The organism is Roseateles sp. P5_B10 (genome assembly GCF_056400485.1).
On record NZ_JBFULE010000824.1, the window covers coordinates 1 to 2,276 of the forward strand.

1 protein-coding gene is annotated in these 2,276 nt (G+C 70.5%); it reads left to right on the forward strand.

The window, feature by feature from the left end; genetic code table 11:
- The coding region (locus AC1DU6_RS28100; protein WP_477861142.1) for a ribonuclease E/G at window positions 1–2,197 on the forward strand (2,197 nt) is incomplete at its 5' end.
- Window positions 2,198–2,276: the final 79 nt, after the last annotated feature.

Here is a 2,276-nt window from a genome sequence, read left to right on the forward strand (position 1 = left end):
GAACCACGTGATGCCCGACCAGGGCCATCGCGTGAAGCGCTACCGCGACGACGCACCGCTGTTCAGCCGCTTCCAGATCGAGCACCAGATCGAGACGGCCTTCAGCCGCACGGTGAACCTGCCGTCCGGCGGCGCCATCGTCATCGACCACACCGAAGCCCTCGTGTCGGTCGACGTCAACTCGGCCCGCTCGACCCGCGGCACCGACATCGAAGAGACGGCCACCCGCACCAACCTCGAAGCGGCCGACGAAATCGCCCGCCAGATGCGCCTGCGCGACCTCGGTGGCCTGATCGTTGTCGACTTCATCGACATGGAGGAGAGCAAGAACCGCCGTGACGTGGAACAGCGCCTGCGCGACGCACTGCGCCAGGACCGCGCCCGCGTGCAGTTCGCCTCCATCAGCAAGTTCGGCCTGCTCGAAATGAGCCGCCAGCGCCTGCGCCCGGCGCTGAGCGAAGGCAACCACATCACCTGCCCGCGCTGCAACGGCACGGGCCACATCCGCGACACCGAGTCCTCGGCACTGCAGATCCTGCGCATGGTCCAGGAAGAGGCCATGAAGGACAACACCGCCGCCGTGCACGTGCAGGTGCCGGTGGAAGTGACCTCCTTCCTGCTGAACGAGAAGCGCACCGAGATCACCAAGATCGAACTCAAGCAGCGCGTCACCGTGCTGCTGGTGCCCAACAAGCACCTCGAGACGCCGAACTACAAGCTTGAGCGCCTGCGCCACGACGACCCACGCCTGGAGAACCTGCAGGCCAGCTACACGATGATCGAGGAGCCGACCGACGAGGTCGGCATCACGCGCCGCGGCGACGTCGAGAAGAAGAACAAGCAGGAGCCGGTCATCAAGGGCATCCTGCCCGAGCAGCCCGCGCCGGTCGCCGCACCGAAGCCCGAGCCCGTCGCGGCCGCGCCCGCACCGGCGCCCGTCGTTGCGCCCCCGCCGCCAGCACCGCAGGCCAAGGGCTTCTTCAGCCGCCTGTTCAGCTTCTTCGGCGGTGGCGATGCCGCGCCGGCCCCGGCACCTGCTGTCCAGGCGCCCGCAGCGGCGCCCGCCGCAACGGACAAGCCCAAGCGCGAAGGCGGCCGTGATGGTCGCCGCGACGGTGGCCGCCGTGGTGAGCGCGGCGAGCGTAGCGAACGCGGTGAGCGCAACGAGCCGCGTGGCCAAGGTGGCCGCCGCGATGGCAAGCCGCAGGAAGCCCGCGGTGAGCGCGGCGAACGCGGTGACCRCAAGCCGCGCGCCGAAGGCGYTGACAAGCCTGAACAGCAGCAACGCCCGGAGCGCGGCGAGCGCACCGAACGTGGTGAGCGTGCTGAACGTGGTGAGCGCACCGAACGCGGTGGTGACCGCCCGGAGCGTGGTGAGCGCCGCCCACGGGGCGAGCGCCAGGAGCGCCCGCCGGTCGAGACCGTGGCCGCCTTGCCGGTTGCCGCGCCGTTGAGCGAAGACTTGGCCGCCGTCCACGACGCGCCGCCGGCCTTTGTCGACAGCCAGGCCGAAGCCGCCCTGCCTCCGACTGGCGACACGCCGGCCGGTGAAGAGCGCCAGGGCCGTGGCCGCCGCCGTCGCCGTGGTGGCCGCGAGCGCGACGATCAGACGGGCACCGAAGGCACGGCAGAAGCCGGCGTCGAAGCACCGGCTGAAGTTGTTGCTGACGCAGGCGCCGAAACCACGCCGCCCGTCGAAGGTGATGACGCCGAGGGCCATGGCCGCGAAAGCCGCCGTCGCGGCGGTCGCAATCGCAACCGAGGCCGCCGTGAGGAAGGTGCCGTCGAAGGCCAGGAAGCCACTGCTGGCGAGGAGGCCGCTTCGGCCGCCGCGCCGATGCAGAGTTCGCTGATCGAAGACGCGATGGCCAATGCTGCTGCGCCGGTCCAGGCGCCCGCAGCCGTGGCCGCCGCGCCGGCTCCGGTCGCTGCACCTGCGCCGGCCCCGGCGCCGGTTGTCCAAGCCTTCAAGCTGCCGATGGGCGAGCTTCAATCCATCGCCGAAGGTGCCGGCCTGCAATGGGTCAACTCCGACGCCGACAAGATCGCCGCTGTGCAGGCCGCCATCGCGGCCGAGCCCGCACCGGCCCCGCTGGGCCGCGAGCCGGCAGCGGTCGCCGTTGTCGACGAGGGCCCGCTGGTGCTCGTGGAAACCCGCAAGGATCTCAGCCAGGTGAAGCTGCCTTTCGAGGCATGATTCGGGTCGGCTGATCCCACCCTCCAACGCCGCTCGGCCACAAGCCGGGCGGCGTTTCTCTTTTTCAGAGCCCCAACTC